Source organism: Kaistella chaponensis, assembly GCF_900156725.1.
Classification (GTDB): domain Bacteria; phylum Bacteroidota; class Bacteroidia; order Flavobacteriales; family Weeksellaceae; genus Kaistella; species Kaistella chaponensis.
Genome location: NZ_FTOI01000008.1, coordinates 124,918 through 142,776, shown reverse-complemented (window position 1 = coordinate 142,776; position 17,859 = coordinate 124,918). Strand labels below are relative to the sequence as shown.

The 17,859-nt window shown below is 29.0% G+C and carries 10 protein-coding genes; all 10 read right to left on the bottom strand.

Annotated features, from left to right (window positions below):
* Nucleotides 1–76: 76 nt before the first annotated feature.
* Nucleotides 77–3,469: a hypothetical protein gene (locus BW932_RS09665; RefSeq protein ID WP_076387298.1), complete on the bottom strand. Its 3,393-nt coding sequence runs from the start codon at nt 3,467–3,469 to the stop codon at nt 77–79.
* Between the two features lie 5 nt (nt 3,470–3,474).
* A complete protein-coding gene (locus tag BW932_RS09660) occupies nt 3,475–3,858 on the bottom strand; it encodes a hypothetical protein (protein WP_076387297.1) in 384 nt (127 codons plus the stop codon).
* Nucleotides 3,859–4,272: 414 nt separating this feature from the next.
* Nucleotides 4,273–9,852 (bottom strand): reverse transcriptase domain-containing protein, encoded by a 5,580-nt coding sequence (locus BW932_RS09655; RefSeq protein ID WP_076387296.1) that lies wholly within the window; start codon nt 9,850–9,852, stop codon nt 4,273–4,275.
* A gap of 228 nt (nt 9,853–10,080) precedes the next feature.
* Nucleotides 10,081–13,275, bottom strand: a complete 3,195-nt coding sequence (locus BW932_RS09650) for a type ISP restriction/modification enzyme (RefSeq protein ID WP_084566496.1) — start codon at nt 13,273–13,275, stop codon at nt 10,081–10,083.
* Between the two features lie 190 nt (nt 13,276–13,465).
* On the bottom strand, nt 13,466–13,969 hold the full coding sequence (locus BW932_RS09645; RefSeq protein WP_076387295.1) for a hypothetical protein: 504 nt from the start codon (nt 13,967–13,969) through the stop codon (nt 13,466–13,468).
* Between the two features lie 2 nt (nt 13,970–13,971).
* On the bottom strand, nt 13,972–14,919 hold the full coding sequence (locus tag BW932_RS09640; protein WP_076387294.1) for a relaxase/mobilization nuclease domain-containing protein: 948 nt from the start codon (nt 14,917–14,919) through the stop codon (nt 13,972–13,974).
* Nucleotide 14,920: 1 nt separating this feature from the next.
* Nucleotides 14,921–15,217, bottom strand: coding sequence for a plasmid mobilization protein (locus BW932_RS09635; protein ID WP_076387293.1), 297 nt, complete (start codon nt 15,215–15,217; stop codon nt 14,921–14,923).
* Between the two features lie 144 nt (nt 15,218–15,361).
* A complete protein-coding gene (locus BW932_RS09630) occupies nt 15,362–15,595 on the bottom strand; it encodes a hypothetical protein (protein WP_076387292.1) in 234 nt (77 codons plus the stop codon).
* Complete coding sequence (locus tag BW932_RS09625) at nt 15,583–16,266, bottom strand: DUF6371 domain-containing protein (protein WP_076387291.1); 684 nt, start codon at nt 16,264–16,266, stop codon at nt 15,583–15,585. The genes BW932_RS09630 and BW932_RS09625 overlap by 13 nt, the downstream gene beginning before the upstream one ends.
* A 221-nt stretch (nt 16,267–16,487) precedes the next feature.
* The gene (locus BW932_RS09620; RefSeq protein WP_159436429.1) at nt 16,488–17,840 is read right to left on the bottom strand and encodes a DUF3987 domain-containing protein; all 1,353 of its coding nucleotides are present in this window, start codon (nt 17,838–17,840) and stop codon (nt 16,488–16,490) included.
* Nucleotides 17,841–17,859 lie beyond the last annotated feature (19 nt).

The following is a 17,859-nucleotide window of genomic DNA, read 5'->3' as shown; positions in this document are numbered from 1 at the left end:
AAAACAAAACTCCAACTAATTTATTTAGCCTCTCATTTTATAAAATTTGTATTGTTTATTTTCAAATATTTTATTTTCAATTTAAACCGTACAATTTTTTAACTTCTCCAAATGTTACAAGAACCTCATCAAAATAATTGCCCAACAATTTAAATTCAGATCTAATTGTAACCTCATAAATCTTTATTAACTTAATTGGCATTTGATTAAAGCTACTTGCAATAATATCGAAAGCATATCTATTTTTATTCTCCATAGTTATTGAACTAAACAAATAAACTTCTTTCAAAAATTTACTACAGGTATAAATTATTTTCGGATTTGAATGCAGAGAGAACTGTAAATTATCTACGGCTTTAGAATAACAATTATCTTTTCCCGCAAGGAAATCAACAAATTCATTTTTCAAAACACCAAAATTAATATCAATCCCACTATAATTCCATTTTAAAAGTTGCCGATAAAATATTTCGTCGCACTTTTCTGAATAATATGTTTTAAGATATTTTTCCGGATTTAAAATATTAGTATAAATATTACTCTTGTAGTTATTAATCAATATAAATGAATCACTACTAATCAATCTAAAATCTAGCCTTGAGGACATATACATTAAATCAACAAGCAATTTGGTGAAATCTGAATCAAATTTATTCTCGTTTTCTCTTAATTTGGGATATAACTCAAGTTTTTCAATTACTTTATCCACAATACAATTATTATTTACCCATAAAAGTACTTTTTCCAAGTATTCAATTCTTATTTCATTTATATCGTCGGGATACATAAATTTTTCCACTCGATCAAGCGTTATATTGACAGAAAGCGTTGAAACTGGAGAAACTTTTAATTCTTGAATTTTCCTATCAAGTTCTAATTTTATCTGAAATGAAATTTTAAATTTATGAATAAACTTAAATTCGAAATCTGTTGCTAAATTGTAAAATAATAATAATGTACTAAAATCTAAACCGAAATCCTCAGCAAAATAATTATTAGTTAACGAACTCGGAATAGTAGTATATTTAGATCCTAAATTTAAAGTAAGATGATTATAAGCATCGATAAAATCGTCCTTAAAAACCGCTTTAGTAATTTCAATAAATCCTTTGGCTGAATTATAATATTCGTTCAAAGATTCGTCTATATAATTTTTTTGTTCAGTTCCATGCGCTCCAAATTGATTTTTTAAAAAAGTTTCTAAGTCCTCAATATTTTCAGGTAGTTTCATAGATTCAAAACCAAGTTCATTTATTGGATTATAGGCCTCCTCAGTTATATCTCTAAACAATTTCATTGCATCATTGTAAATTTCTATAATTTCGATGTTTTTAGTATTTCCTGAAATCTTTGAGATTTCAATAAACTCATCTCCAACTTTCTTTCCTAAAAACCTCCCTTGTAACCCTTCATCTTTATCTATTTTTATCTTGTCTATTAATTCATCAACTTTATAAACAACCCAATTCCCAATTTTTGCTTCTTCATACTTTTCAAGGTACTCTGTGAAAATTGTGGAGTGTGTAAAGTACGATCTACGCGCATTAGTATTACTTTTATGTTTCGCCAAATTAAATAAAATAGAGAATGCCTTCGGTGTATTGATTTTATTTCTTAAAAGAAGAATTGAAATATTTACTCCTAAAATTTCATTTTCAAAATTTGTTTTTAAAGTTTCTGAAATCCCTTTTAGTTGTTCAAAATTCCCCATTTTATCCAGAGTTAATAAAACAAAAAATTGGTATTGCTCATTTTCAGGAAAAAACTTATTAAGCAAACCGTCAATAATTATAAGATTTTCTAGATCATTAATATCCATAAAAAGGTTACGCTCTACTAATAACAACTGTTCATCTACATAATCATTATTCTTTCTCCAGAACTCTAATAATTTTAATAATTCTTGATATCTTCTTTCAGTATCATTTTTATCATATAATTGCTCAATTAAAAAATGAATATATAGTCGCAATTCTTCAGTTATTTTGCTTTTGTCTACAAAAGTTTCCAAACATGTAATTGCATCTTTTCTTAATCCTAAACCTTCAAAATTTCTTGCAAGAAGTGTTTTGCAACCTAATAATGTGAAACTATTGACATTTATTTCTTTTAAGCGTCGCTTTATATCTTCTCCTTTTTCTTCTAAAAAATCTATTTTTATTGTTAAATCTGCAAGTTCTTTTAGTTCTGGGAAATAATATGTTTTATTCATCATCTCATTGTACTCTCTTTCAAATAAATTCTTATCAGCGTATTTTTTTTGAATATTAAAGAAAGTATAAAAAATATTTAAAACCGTTCTTTCATCTAAAGTTTCTTTCAAATTCAAATAGTGTAAAAAGATTTTTTCAACGTCCTTATATTTTTCTAAAGCATCTAAAACAACTGCTTTAAAAATATAGTATTCAACAATATCTTCTCCGCCTTTGATTAAATACTCATCTAAGACTTTTAATGTATCTTCAAATTTTTTATTATGATTGAGAACCTGACATAAGCACACAGTTAAAGACCAGTGCATTTCTTGTAAATTATTATAATTTTTAAATAATGCTAAATAATCTTCTTTATCATTCTTTATCAGATACTTTAAATAGTGGTAATAAAATTTATATGGTGTTATACAATCAGAAAGTTCTGTTTTATCTAATGTTAAAACATATTTGTCAAGTAATTCAAGTGCATTTTGCATACTTGCATTATTTTCAATGATTAATTTTTCTCCTGAAATGTATCTCAAGGGAAACTCCGAAAAAAATTTATTTATCAGCAAATCAATATTAATAATCCATTTGAGTTTATTTGCAAATATTAATTCTTTAAACTCGCCCATACTGACCTTATACTCAATATTATATTTTTTTAAATCGTCAAAAGAATTAAATTCATCCATACGGATAATTCTAAATACTAAAGAATTACTGAAATCAGCATTATCTCTTAAATTTTTAGGAACTAATTTTAGAGTAGTAAGCAAATCTTCCGACAAAACACATTTTACATACCATGCTGCAACGTTAAATTCATCAACCTTTAAAATTTCTTCTGCTAAAGAATTTGCTTTTTCATTTTCTTGTAAATTTAAGTATTCAATGCAAGCCCTATCTCTGAAAGTATTATCATTCTTATTTATGTTGTACGCTTTGACAAAATCTTTTGCGGAATCTTCTTTTCTAAAGGTTTCAACTTCTGATTTACACAAACCCTTTAAATAAAAGATCTTGCCAGATAAAAGCTCTTTTTGAGCAATTTCTTTATCTTTTATTCGGTATTCGATATCTTGTAATAAATTTAAGGCAGTTTTGGGTTTAAATTCATTGAGTAAATTTGAAATATTTGTTAGTTGGTCTTTGTACTCACCCAATAAAATATCTAATCCACTAATAAAATTTTGGATTATAGTATTTCCATTGCCAATAATGGCATTTTCTCCTGCATTAATAGGGGCACTAACAATATTATTATTCATAATTATTAATTTATTACATTTCCATCACCTACTATAGAACTACCGCCAGAAGTAATATTTCCTGTTACAATATTTTTACTATATGATGTTGTGTTTTGTATTTGATGAAGTTTTTCAACTAACTCTTCAAAATATTTCATGTTCTCTCCGTTCTCTTCAATACTATTCTCAAAAATACTTTTTGCTATTTCCTGTTTCCCTTTGTTATCCGGCTCATCTTGAAGTTCCTTTAATGCTTTTTTAGGTTTTCCATCTTTAAAAAAGAGCCCTTTTATCCAATTTATAGAATTTTCCGAAATTTTTTCTCCACCTGTTTCAAATGCTTTTTCCAATCCCTTCTCACCTAATTTCAGTAAAAATGTCGTTACCAATGCTGTTGTAATTATCATATTTTAATATTTAGATTATAAATTTATAACAAATCGATTTCATCCTAACTTTCCACCTGACAGGGGAATTCACCTTTTTCAATTTGACAGAACTCGGATGGAGGAAATAAGCGCTACCGGAAATATTTGTTTTTAATGTTGTCGTACGCTAAACGCCTCACCTGATTTCTAAAGATCCTTAATAACCATATGTTTAAAAAGCTATTATCCTACAATCCTGAAACAAGAATATATTTTTTAATATTTTAATTTTAAATACCAATTTGATCTCCGTATCATTACATACATCATAAGGGAATCTCATCCCCATCTTGAAAAATAATATTCTTCCTAATCGAATTAAAGTTTTATCAAAAACCAAATGACAATTTACTAAATGTCTAAACTGAAAAGGTACACGAGCATCACTTACGTTTACCAATTATCAATATAGTCTAACAAAGATGTTCCCCCACGCCGTGGTTTTAAAGAAAATAGTCGGATATGTTTTGAAGGTAGTGACTGGATTCTCAAAATTAGATTAGTTTTATCAAATTCCTCCAAGCTTCTCTTATAATAATTTTCATTGTACTTAATTCCATAGTCAAATAATTTGTTGATTAATTCAACATCATTTACCAATGTTTTGAATAACGCTCTATGAACATTGTTCATTTTGCATTTTCCAAACTCGTAAAACTCCTCGGCCAAAATTTCTCCTTCGTATTCAAATGACAGGTGAGGGTTAATGCTTTTAAAATAATCTTCAATATTTTCCTTGAACTTCTGAGTCATTAATGGAGAGACAAATAATAATTTTTCAAATTGAGATATATTACTTTTAAATTTTTCACATTTTTCAAGCGTAGTAAACAAAAAGTACTTTTCTTCTTTTGGAGATTTTCTCTTACCAGGTTTTGTTTCATTAAATTCTAATAACTGGTCTTTGTCTTTATGATCTGACTTTAAATAATAGTCGAAAGCTTTTTTTGTCTGTGATCCTGAAATTGCAACATCAGTGATAATAACTAACTCTTTAAAACTATGATCCCCACATAAATTATCAAATTGCTTTTGCCAATTGAAATCTCTATCGTGAAAGCCTGACTTATCAAATAATCGCTTTAAGCCATTAGCGTCGCTGAGACTATCTTTAATAGGTAACAATATAGCATTGCTGTCTACATTATAATCACCGATCTTCTCTTTAAAAAAATCAATATGATTTTGGGAAACAGAACTATGATTCGCTAAAACGCTTAAAATTGATTCGTAAAGAGTGGGAAATTCTATTCCATTCTCATCCATGTATTTTTTAAGATTGCTACCATCGGTAGTCTCTTCGTTAAATAATAAGAGCCAATTTATTATTCTATTTGTAATATTAAATGATGCTTTAAGATGTATTCCTAGTTTCTCTTTAATTATTTCTAATTTACCGCTTCCTTCGACAATATTTTTAATATTTGTGTATCTAGAATTAAAAGGAAATAAACTTAAATATTCTTCGTTGTTAGGTGGTAAATCTTCGACATGCGAATAAAGTTTGTCATAAAGTGTATTTTTCCTGATATTTATCCTTTCGTAACATTTTACAAATTCTAATTCTGGTGCATAAATGAATACTGTAGCTTTATTTTTTGCAACAAAATATTCTGTACCTTTTATTTTGTCAGAAAGATCTTCCAATGATTCTAGCTGAAATTTTTGAGAATAGTGATCGAATAGAAAAGCATTATCTGTGTTATACTCTTGATCATTTATGTAAAGTGCAAACGTACTCTTTTTAGTAAAAGGGTCGTCACTTTTCTTAATATGAACTGTAGAATTAATTAGCTCTGATTTATTTACAGGAAGATGTTCCGCAGAATTTACTTCTAATTTATCTAAGATATAAGTAGTAATTATTTCTAGAATGTCAAATTTACCAAGATGAACTTGATTTTGAAAAATGTTTACTGAGCTCAATATGGTGTTAAAAAATTCTTCTAAAGAATCTTTTTTAGGAGCTAAAGTTTCGTCTACTGAAAACAATAAATCCTCAGCTACATTATTGCCATCATAAGTTTCAAAATGTATTTTCAGATAATTGATGATAAGGTCGTTTGAATTTTTTAATTCTCCACATAATATTAAAACAGTACTACACCAATTATATTGATATTGAAAAATGGTTTTAATATCAGAATTAATATTTTTAGCGAATAATTTTATAAAATTAATTTTTGATTCGTCAGAATCTATAATTAGTGGTGAAACTGGAAAAAATCTTTCATTTATATCTTTAACCTTGAAATTAAATTTTGAACTACTTTCTTCTAATTTTATATTAGCTATTTCTGATATTTTCATTACATCTAGCAATCCTTTCCAATAAGAAGAAATATTCAGCTCTACAATTTCACCAACAGAATTCACTACGCTCAGAGCGTCAGAGTAGAAAGGAACTGCCGGAAGACTACCAATACAATCAAATGGTCTATAGAAATATGGATAATTAGATCTATAATCTTTTCTAAATCCTTCATGGGAAGTTACCACTTCACTAAGAGACTTTATGAATTCAATAAAATTTGGTTTCTTGAGTGCATCTTTAATTCGAGTTGATGGTACATCGTATTCTATCTCATTTTTATCTGAATATTTTGGATCAATATTTAAATAATTATAATTATCTATTGTGATACTTTGATAAATATTTTTTACAAAAAACTTATTTTCATTTTTCAAGACAATAATTCCGTTCAATGCGATATTTTTTAAACAAACATCCTCCTGTAGATCAGGATAAAGATTAGCATTAGGATTAGAAACCCATTGAAAAAACAAAGAATTTTCAGAATCGATATTCTCCAAAACATCCTTCTGAAAATGAACCGAACCAGCTGCCTTATCCTTATTAAAAAGTAAAACAATTAATAAATTTCTATATTGGTCTAAAAATTCATTTTCACATGAACTATTACCCAAAGATGATCCAGCCTTATTAGAAAGAATGAGTGTGTAGCTATTCTTCGAGAAATCTGTATAACTAAACGATTCTATCTTATCAATCCAATTAAATTTATGTTTGTTATCACTCAACTGACCTATCTTAATGGAGACATCTAACAATAGTTCCCATGACGGACCCACATTGGAGTATTCAGATTCACAAAAAAGGGTTAAAAAGGTTATGTTTTGGTAATAAAGCCTTAAAACCAATTCTTGGTTAATAAAATCTTTATTAGAACTTTTCCATTCTGAAAATCTTACAAAGGAGTAGTCAGCAAGTTCATTCAAAAATTCTTTCGTAAAATCTTGCTTTATAATTATCTGATTTAATTGTACAAGAAAATCTAAATCATCAAGAACACGAAGTTCCTCTTCAATAGTTGCCCAATTTTCAATTCCGAATTTTAGACCTGGGGTTTGTAATGCTGCATTCATGATCTTATCTGAATAATTTAAATCGGTTTGGTTATTTGTTTTAAATTTAAGTATTACAATCAGTAATTTATCTGCTTCGGTTAAATCTTCCTTTAGATATACAGATTTTATTAAAGAGTCAATTTCATTTAATCTTGTTGTCAATATTTCCTCATTAAGTAAAATTGTATTTAGGTAATGGGTTAACGATAGACCGTTAACTTTATTAATTTTATTTGAGATATTCCAAAATTGATTGGGGAAATTTGATAATAAATTGCTATAAAAAATTAGATATAAAGTACCTCTACCATTATCACTAAAAGGTAATACGTCAGCCATTTTTTTTCTAATAAAATTCAATCTATTACTATCCTTAAAATTATTATAAAAAAATCTTAAGTTATCTTTTAAGCCAAATTTTACGTCCTCAGTTAAAGTTTCAAGCTTAGATATTGCTTCTTGGATTTCAATTTCAGACAACAAAGACTTATTTTTATTAGCATGGTTAATATCGTATTTTACGTCATCTTTAAATTTATGATATTCGCCAGAATCTTTATATTCTTTTACATTAACTATTTTTGTTTTATGATCATTTAATTCCAAACCGTTTATGGAAAGCCAACCTTTAATGTTTTTAAACAAATCTTTAGCTCTTTCTTCAGATTCGACAAAAATAAAAACATCATCTACAAATCGATTATAAAACTCTCTCTTCTGATCCTTTATAAATTTATTTTCTATTAAATCATCAAGTCCTAATAAATAGATTTCGGCTAAATATCTTGCAAAGGCAGGACCTTGTGGTAGTCCCTTTTTATTTTCATCTGTTGTTTTACTTGCTAATTCTATTTGAAAATCGATTATCGATTTATAATTATCTACACTTTCTTCATCTAATTCATCTAATTTCATTTTAATTCCAATTGGAGCCTCTTCAAACAACTTAATTTTCAACCTTTTCAAATCAATTTTATCATAAAAGCTCTTGATATCAACCTTAAGTACGAAATATTCTTCGTATTCAATACCGAAGAGAACATTTTCTATACTTCTAGTATATTTAGCCCAATTATAGAACCAATTGTTAAATATATTATGCTTGTAAAAGCTAGGCGAAAATTCGTAACCATAAGAATTATTTGAAATTTCACTAAAAAATAAATTATTTAGAACAAATGTGAAATAAACTGACACAAAGTTATTAATTGGATCAATATTATATAAATTTCTAATTTTTGTTACTTCATTTCGCTGAAATTTAAAAGAATCTACTTTAAGTAACAATTTATTATTATAAATATCAGAAATGTATTTGTTTATTTCCTCAAATTCCAAATGTTTGATAGCTTCTAATTGCGAATATAATGGGACTTCATCATTCTTCATTGAATAATTCAGTAATGATAATTGAATTTTATTAAAAATATCTCTATCAATATTTTGTATAGTAAAAGAAGGTAGTAATTGTAAAAGAATTCCATCTATTAACTCAACTGGTGAGTTTATAGACTGTTCTTTACAAAAAGAACAGTTCCCCAAACTTCTGCATGTAATTGGTTTGAAATATTTGTAAGTCTCTAACTTTTTTAAAGTAATCTCTTTATTAAAACCTTTAATTTTTGAAAAAAGTTCTAATAAAATATTCTTGCCAAATTCCGGATTGTTGGGAGTCTTTAGTTGTCCTAATAAACCTACAAGGATTCCTCTCTCTTTGTTCCCAAGTCCTTTTTCAAAATCTTTTAGAATGACATTCAAATTTTCACATTTTCTCAGAGAGGTAAGAATATCATCCAAGCTAATATTTTCTAAAAGTGTCGAAACTACTTTTCTGGATCTACTTATAGATTGGAGGTATGGTTTTTTTTCTTTGTATTTTTTAGTTAAAAGTTCGATTTTTTCTGAAGTAACGAAATCAACCTCTTTTAATATTTCAAGTTGTTTCTGGAGGAACTCAGGATTAGCTTTTTCTATCCAATTGCTTTGGATTACATCAAAATTTTCATTTTTATTTAAAAAGAACGAAAGTTTACCACTCCCTTTATTTTGAGATAAAGGGAGCTTTATACCATATCCAATACCTTTTGAATTTCTATTAACAAAAGGTATTTTGGGAAATAAATCTGCAATAATGTTATCCTCAAAATTATCTTTTACATTTGAATAGATATAATTTATAAAGTAATAAGCATCCTCCTTCGTAATTAAGCAATCAAAAATAACCCAAATATGAAATCCTCTTCTACCAGAGAATTCCATTAAATGAGAAATATGAACTGAGTCTAGAAAACCACTTATAACATCTGCTGTTTTCTTGACAGCTCTAAGATTATCAGCATTAACATCATTGTTATCAATTTCTCTTTTTGAAATATCTAAATCGATACAAATCCATTTTACCAAAGCAGTATCAACCACATGCAGTTCCTGATATGTCAGTAAGCTTTCTTGCTTATTAATCATATTCTGAATAGTAACTGGAGTAATTTTACCTTTGATAAGTTTATAACTACCATCATCCTGTTGCTTTCCATATTTTAATTCATCTACATAGAAAGTTTCAAAAAGTTTGTTTGATATTATCTTTACTATAGCATTTTCCATAAATACAAGGTTCGCTGAAGTTTCTAAAATTTTGAGTAAAATTACGTAATAACATTTCTTTGAAGATTACAATTTTTAAATTTGTCCTATGAAAGTTGTTTGCTTTTTATATTTCTTTTCACATTCCATTAATATTCGTAATGATTATTTCATTGTAGCTGAGATTCTTTTTACAAAAATATCTAAGGGAGGTAATAATATTCTAATACCTAGTTAATGTAAAAAATTTTAAAAATCAATCACTCCATCTACTTCCTTCATCAATCGATCGGTCTCAGTCAACGCAACAATCATTTTATTGTAATGAATGATATCTTCATACGATAACTCCATATTCTTGCGGTCTTTTAGCCATTTTTGGGCAGGCTGATAACCACCGATGTAGAAATTCCATGCGACTTCAGGAACGTTAGCGAAATACTGTGTGTTATTGATATGTACATTGCCATCTTTATAACTCGGTTTTTCTACAATATTTGTCCCATCTTCTGGGTAGGTAGATATAAATTCATTTACTTTTTCAGATGTTAGTAAATGAATTTCACGGATTCGTTTTCCTAAAGCCACTAAGTCCCAAAATTGCTTTTGATCTGTTGGAAATGGAACTCTTGGGAAATCTATTTTTAAAAACTCCTTATAGGTTTTTCTGTATTTTGGGGAGTGCAAAACGGCATAAATGTAATCCAGTAAATCGATCGGAGCGAAAGTGCCATCATAACCCTCGGCAAGATCTACAACTAAATTTTCTTCGGGGACAAAAGCAAGGTGGAGCTGTTCCTCAATTTTCGCCACAATTTCCATATTGAGATTGGGAACTCTGTTTGGCGTTTCTTCTATTGTTGTTTGAGAAGATGTTTCGTTGTAAAGATAAAGTGGGAAAACATTAGCATTATCAAGGGATGAAGAGATACCTTTATCCGTAATTTTATTTGAAATTACTGGAGTGTTAAAGGATTCGCTTCTTGCTCTTTTTATTAAGCTTAATCCTAAGTTTGGAAATTTTAAATTGTTCATCACCTCGGATCTTGGAAAACAATGAAAACCCTTTGAATTACCAGTGAAATATGTCCATTTGTTATCAAATGGTCGATATGCAATTTCTTGGAACGAACCTTTATCTGGATAATTTTTATTTAAATCTTTTTTAGCAAAATTAATTTGCCAATCTCTAACGTCTTTACCTAATTTAAATTTAGTTCTTGCTATTTCATCATCTAAAATTAGAAATTCATTAATTATATTTTCAACATCCTGTTTGCTGTTATGGATTGTAAAATGGTCACGAGCTGTAGTCAATCCTAAACTATTTAAAGAAAATAGTTCATTTATTTTAAAACCTAGATCATAATCTTTTTGAACACCGAAATCTTTTTGCACCATAAAATAATTGGGTGCAATATTCTCCAACATATTGAATGGTATCTTATTGATATCATTTTCTTTTAAAAATTCATATTTAAAATCTCTTTTGCCATACAAATCATAATGATAAACTGGTGCTAATTCACCTGCTTTTTTACGTCCAGTTTTTACAAAAAAATTAATAGAAACGCCTTGCATAATATCGAAAACATTTTGATCTGCAGATCCATCAGGAGCAATTTCTTTTTTCTTAGAATTACCGTGCAAATCTATCGTATAAATTTTATCAAATTCTTTCAGTAGGTTCCAACGCATTCCTCTGAAAGTAGGATTATCTAAAAATCCGTGGGGATTAATAAATCCAATAATTCCATTTTGATTTTTATTAATAAAAAACTGCGCAAAACGAATGAATTTAACGTAATCATCATTAATCCATTTCGGATTTCGTTCCTTTAATTTCTCTTTTCCTCCTGGTTCTTTTTTATAATCTTCCATGAGGTTCATAATCCATTTACCTTTATTGGCACTTTCGCCACTATAAGGGGGATTTCCCATCACCACCATTACAGGAGTTTCTTTTTTAATTTTATTGGCTTGCGTACTTTCATCCGATAACCAAGAACTAAATAATGTCCCAGAATCTGCGTGCGCTTCTTCTAAAGAATTGGTCAAAAATATGCGAAATCTTTGGTCGTCGTCGGCTTTATAACCGGTTTCTTTCAGCAACATATCCATTTTAAGATGTGCCATTGCATAAGAAGCCATCAGCAATTCAAAACCATTTAGTCTGGGTATCAAATCTTTTTTTACATATTTCGACCACATCCCTTCCATTCCTTTAAATTTGGAATGGATGTGTTTTACTGTTTCGGCTAAGAATGTTCCTGTTCCTGTTGCGGGATCTAAAATCTGGACTCGATGAACTTCTTTTTCCACTAATCTAAAACCAGTAGCAGAACGAGCATCAGGAATTTGAGATTCTACTTTTATTTTTGTTTTTGAAGTATCGGCAAGACCCTGTGGTAAATTGAATTCGTGTTTTAAAATATCATCGACGGCCCGTACAATAAAATTCACAACGGGTTGCGGCGTGTACCAAACGCCCCGGACTTTACGGAGGTTTTTATCATATTGCGCAAGAAAAGTTTCGTAGAAATGGATAATTGGATCTTCCATTTTTGTGGATTTTCCAAAGTTGGTCATGATTTTCTCCACATCGGTGGCTAAAAATATCTGCACCAACTCTTCTACAATCCACACCAAACGGTCATCCAAGTCGAAACCGGCAATATCCTGAAACAGTTTTCTCAAGAAAGGATTGGATTTCGGAATTAAATTTGCAGCTTCTAAACGGGAAAACGTTTCTAAAGTGGGATCATTATAGCGTGCTGCAAACATTCCGTAAGCAATTGTTTGTGCATAAATATCAGAGAATGATTTATTGTCTATGTCATGTATCAACATATTCTTGAACGTAATCATTTGATTTTTCAGATCAGAAGTTCGCTCATGTTGATCGTCTGCATTCAAGGATTTCTCAATAATATCTGCCATTAACCGGGCTTTACCAGCGAGCATTTCCGCCAATCTCTGCGGGTTTTTGATGGTTTGCGAAATGGTTTGTACAAAGTTTTTAATAAGACTTTCAAATTCAGCAAAATGTTCGGGCTGACTTACGATTTTGCCGTCAATAGCACTTGCAATGGTGATTGTTTTTAGTTTTTCGCCATCACGATAAAATTCAAAAGTTAGATAATCGGTGATGATTAAATTGGAAAGTCCGTTTCTATATCGATCAAATTGTTCTTTTAATAATTTGGAATCTAGCTTAACACCAATATCTTTAGCTTCGATGTACCCAACAGGAATGTTGTTTTTCCCTTTGGTTAAAACATAATCTGGAGCACCACATTCAATTCGAGCAGGTTCGTTAGTCACCAAAATTTCTGGAAGCAAAGTTGATAAGAGCGTTTGTAAATCTCCTCGATAAGAATGTTCCCTTGCGTTACCGGTTTGATATAATCTACTTAAATTATCAGTATACTGTTGAATCGTCATATTTATTTCGTAATCTTTCAAAAATACGAAAAGCAGATGAAAATCTTATAAATATAAATATTTAAACAAATAATTATCAGTGACTTTTTAACTTTTAATTATCAAATTGTTATTGTTGTATTCTATTGAAAAGTGGGGAAATTTGAGGGCACTAGTTTGGGCACTTTTCCACTTTTCAATAGAATTTTTCTTAATTAACAGAATTTTGATTTGACTGTTTTTGTTCAAGCCAACTTTCATACTTCTCGGTCAAATTATTTTCTTTTAAATATTCATTTCTTCGGAATGCTTCTTTTGAATAGAATTTTACTTCCTTTTCTGCAGCTTTCTTTTCATGATATTGATCAATTCCATAAGAAAGAATTGCCGCACACAAAAACAAAAGAATAGTCAAAGCACCATAAAAATATAATTGATATTTGCTTTCTTTTTTAGAAACAACTTTCATCATGGAAATCTGTTTTTCAAATATATTTGATAATTCACTTCTGTGCTCCTTAAACATTTTATCATTATCTAAAATTACAGTTCCAAGTGGTTCATATTCAATTTTAAGAGATGAATTTTCAATCTGCTCCAATTTCTTATCAAGAGTGGAAATTATTTCTTTATTCAAGTCGAATTTTAGATTTACTTCATTGAGATTCTTATTGAAAACCTCCATTAAATCTTGTGTTTTTAATTTCTGCGCCATTTTTATCTTTTAAATAATTTTTTTCGTTTTCGTTTCAGCTCATCTTCGGTGTGATCTACAATGCATGGACTTGGAGCAAAAATATTTGAGGAAGAAAAACTGTTGTTCTTTTTTTCAGCATTACTCCAATCTTTTTCAAGTTTTTGAGAATTAACTTGATTCAATTTTTGCATTGTATTATTTAAAGAGAAATTCTCGTCCTTAAAAAACAATCCTGAATCCAGTAAAATTTTTAATCCCATATTTCGGTGAACTTCACTTGCTTTCATTTCGCCTTGATTTTCCATATCTCTCACTCGAAAACCTTGTAATTCACCTTGCTTATTGATTGTTGGAATAAATTTTATATTTTTTTTCAGCATTTCAGCCAAATATTTTTCCATCGTTATTGGTGTAGATTCCATCACTTTTAAATGTTTTTGATAGATTTCTTTTCTTAAATTTTTAGAATCCATTTTAATAGTTTCAACGTCTTTAATTTTATCAATTCTTATTTGTTTCGCAGAAATTAATCTGTTTTTTTCTGCAACTCTATGAGCTGACCACTGCGCTTTTTTCCCGATATGATGATCCTGGAATAATTTTCCATTTTCATCTACTCTATTTAGAAGGATGTGAATATGCCGATGCCTTTTCTCCGTATGTAAAAAAGCGATGAATTGAGATTTTTCCGTGTCAATATTTAATTCTTTCAAGAATTCCTTCGTTATGTTTTCAAGTTGTTTTTTACTTAAATTTTCGCCGTCATTTACATGAGGGGAAAGAACCAATGAAATCAATTTGTTAGTTGCTTTTTGATTCAAATTTTGTAAGATTTTCATCTCTTGAAAGAGTTCAATTGGTGTTTCTCCACAAAGATTATTACGCAATATTTCTATTCCTTTTTCGTCATCAACTACATAATTAAAAAGTGAAAAACCACCGATACAAGATTTTGCTTTTCCGATCATTTTACTTCAATTTTTCCAAATGTTTTCTAATTAATCTAGAAGTTTCGAGGGTTTCATTTTTCATTCCTGTAACATCTCCAAGTTTAAATAAATTTGAAATTCTTCGAAAATTATCCGCAAATTTTGAGAGGTTTTTGTAGCATTCAATTTCATCATCTGTCAATTTATTTTTGAGTTCTAAACCCAAAGAAAGTCTGCGAAAAAATTCTGAAATAGAAAGACCAGTTTTTGTGATTTTGTTCTTAATTACTAGATGTTCAAGTGGTGAAACTCTGAATCTATATTCTTTGTTTTTCATATTTAATTTGTTTTATTTATATTTTAAAATTGTGAAGCAATTTTTACTTTTTTGACCATCGGGAGAAAAACGAGTTGCCAAAAAGCTGCAAAATCGGAACGATTTGTAGCGCATTTGGCACATCTCGATATAAAACCCGTTTACCTATGTCCGATTTACTTCTTGCATAAAAAAATCCGCAATATCGATTCCTTGCTCTTTTTGTTGCAGGCTTGCTGCTTTTTCAAGCAAATCAGAAACGTAAATTTCAAATCCTAATCTGTTAAATTCAGTTGCTTTTCTTTTCCATTCTTGAAAGGTAGTTGTACCATTTTTTTGAATTTCACAATCAGGATAGGCGATGATTTTTCGGTGTTTTATTGGTTCTAATTTTTGCAATTTAAACTCACCTTTTGCACCACAAGACAACCATAAAATTCTGGAAATATCACACTCATTATGCATGCTGTTTTTTCGGATTCTACTAAAGCAATTACACTAGATTTATCTTCTTTAATTAAATGCAGTCCGAACAAACATTGCGATAAATTAAAATCTAAAATTGCGTTTTTCTTCTTTAAAAATTGATGCATCCACGTAATATTTTTTGTTCTTTTTCCTGTTTCAAAATATTGAATTACTTTTCCTGCTTTCACTTTTTTTTGCTCATCAATTTGCCAGAAAATTGTTCCATTATTAAATTCGGGAAGTGTTCCAATTTTATACTTTTCTTGAACCTCTTTTGCTTTATTAATACCAACTAAAAACCTTAAATATTTCAAGAAATTATTATCATTCTTCATCGCTATTTCCACCAGATCATTTTTATGAAACGAAGCAAAAAATTCATAAGTTGAAAGATCTAATACCGTTGAACTTTTACTATTTTGAAAACCATCTTTTGATGGATGATGAAAAAATCCGCATTTTGATTCTCTATCGCATCTTCCATAATGCTCCATAATTTCCCCAGTTTCAGAATCAATGAAAATCACCAAAGAAAATTTTCCACAATTGGGACATTTATATTTCTTGGAACTTGGGTCTAAATTATATCGGTATCTTTTCATACTTGCACTTTCTACATTTTTTGCACTTTCCTTTATTCATGGGTGATTGAACGTTGTTTTTTGTTGCACTTTGGTTGCATTTTCTGCACTTTGAAAAAGATGTATTTTGCACTTCTTACCCTTTCCTGCATTTTCAGTTAAGATTAATTATCTGATATTCAGTATTTTAAAAGTCAAAATGCAATAGTGCAAATAGTGCAATTGTAAATTAATAACTCTGTCTAAAAAACTTGCTTTTCATAAATTCCGTGTGCTATTTTTTTAAAGAGTTTTTCATCTTTTAGAAAATTTTTAAAACTTCTAATTTTCATGAGATCTTCTTTCAAAATTATTTCAATTCCTTCTCCTGTTTTGAATTGTTGTGGAAGTTTATCAAACACATTTTTTTGTATTTCGGTGAGCGAATCGTAATACGTATTATCAATAATCTCAAAAACACGAACTGCATTTTCAAAAAAATAATCTCTTAACTTAATTGCAGATTTTAAAGTTTTTAAAGAAATCGTGTGGAGTTTTTCATCATTACAAATTGAATAAATGACTTCTAAAAGAATTGAAAATCGCAAAACATATTGTTGCAATTTGACAGAAATTCCTCGTTGGTATTCAAAATCAAAATCGTTTTTTTGGCTATTCTGCCATTTGTACAGATATTCTTTTGCTTCGGGATGAAATTCGAGTATAATTTCAGAATTTTCTGAGAGCTGAAAAGTTTTCTCTATGAATTCTGAATACCATCCAATATATTTTTCATCTAAATCTTTATCATTCCATTTATTATCAACATATTTATGAGGTAACACAAAAAGAAGACGATCGATAAAACCATTTTTCATTTTATTTGATTGAAAAACACTAGATAAAATAGCTTCCTGCATAGTTCCGATAATATCTACTTTTGTATTGTCAACTCTCATTTCATCGCCAGAAATTCTATTTTTAATAATAGGTTTCCCACTCCAAGCAGACAAATAGGATTCTTCCTCACTTCCCTTTCGATATTGATTAAAAGAATTAAAGAAACCTGCAATCTCATCGGTGTATAAACCAATTCCTCTCGGATTAAAATAGTGGGCTTTTACAAATGCTTCCGGCGTAAAATCATTCAGCAATAACTGCCGAAGAACTGGAACTGTAGTTTTAGACTTTTCCTCAATTGGTAATTGTTCAAATTCTTTTTTCTTTAAAAGATAGTGGTCAAAATTCTGCTTATCTAAGTTCATCAAAGGATGAAGACAAAACGAAACCGAGTGACTTTTCACATCTCCCGTTCTACCAACAAGAACCATATATAAATTTGATTTTTCTAACCAACTGTTTTTTACTTTCAGTTGAATTCGATTTCCAATCGAAACCGAAACCGCATATAAAATAGCAGCAGAAGTATAATCTGGAGAGAAATTTAAGGTTGTTTCTAATTCACCGACGAGTTTCTGTATTATTGGCGGAAATACATTTACGGGGAATATGTTTTTGCCTGAAACTAATTTTAAATCTTCTTTTAATCCGTTGAGAATATTGGTAGATCCTAATTGAAATTCATCGTCTGAAATTTCAGCTATTTTAATTGCCATATCATTCATAAATTATTGA

Excerpts from the sequence above, each read along its gene's own strand:
- BW932_RS09665 (WP_076387298.1), bottom strand. The coding sequence starts at position 3,469 with ATGAATAATAATATTGTTAGTGCCCCTATTAATGCAGGAGAAAATGCC.
- BW932_RS09660 (WP_076387297.1), bottom strand. The coding sequence starts at position 3,858 with ATGATAATTACAACAGCATTGGTAACGACATTTTTACTGAAATTAGGT.
- BW932_RS09655 (WP_076387296.1), bottom strand. The coding sequence starts at position 9,852 with ATGGAAAATGCTATAGTAAAGATAATATCAAACAAACTTTTTGAAACT.
- BW932_RS09650 (WP_084566496.1), bottom strand. The coding sequence starts at position 13,275 with ATGACGATTCAACAGTATACTGATAATTTAAGTAGATTATATCAAACC.
- BW932_RS09645 (WP_076387295.1), bottom strand. The coding sequence starts at position 13,969 with ATGGCGCAGAAATTAAAAACACAAGATTTAATGGAGGTTTTCAATAAG.
- BW932_RS09640 (WP_076387294.1), bottom strand. The coding sequence starts at position 14,919 with ATGATCGGAAAAGCAAAATCTTGTATCGGTGGTTTTTCACTTTTTAAT.
- BW932_RS09635 (WP_076387293.1), bottom strand. The coding sequence starts at position 15,217 with ATGAAAAACAAAGAATATAGATTCAGAGTTTCACCACTTGAACATCTA.
- BW932_RS09625 (WP_076387291.1), bottom strand. The coding sequence starts at position 16,266 with ATGAAAAGATACCGATATAATTTAGACCCAAGTTCCAAGAAATATAAA.
- BW932_RS09620 (WP_159436429.1), bottom strand. The coding sequence starts at position 17,840 with ATGGCAATTAAAATAGCTGAAATTTCAGACGATGAATTTCAATTAGGA.